Source organism: Allobosea sp. 01N443 (assembly GCF_056399325.1).
Genome location: NZ_JBFTRC010000450.1, coordinates 1 through 373, shown reverse-complemented (window position 1 = coordinate 373; position 373 = coordinate 1). Strand labels below are relative to the sequence as shown.

1 pseudogene is annotated in these 373 nt (G+C 64.1%); it reads right to left on the bottom strand.

Annotated features, from left to right (window positions below):
• A pseudogene (locus AC1DRP_RS36930) lies at window positions 1–373 on the bottom strand (hypothetical protein); the annotation flags it as partial.

Genomic DNA, 373 nt, shown 5'->3' with positions numbered 1-373 from the left:
GCCGTGAGATGAGCCGGCGGAAGAACGATCAGCTTTTTCGTCTGCCCCGGAAGTGCTGCCAGGGCCGTGTCGAGCCAGCCCAGCGCGGGAAAGCGCCAGCTTTCCCGTTCCGTCGCGTCCACCTTCGTCGCCGGCACGATCGGAGCCAGGTCTGGAGCAACGCCGCCAAAGTCGTGGAACAAGTGAGAGCGAGCCCGCGCCAGATCATACGTCTGTTCTGGTGGCGTGAACACTTCGTAGCCGTCGCGGCGGATCCGCTCAGGCAGATATCCGAGCCTATGCGCCAGAAGGCGGCCCGCGATTTCCAGCGTGGTCAGGTTGATCAGCTTCGGCCAGTCATTCCAGCGGGCGTCGTCATAGAGCCAGGGCGGAA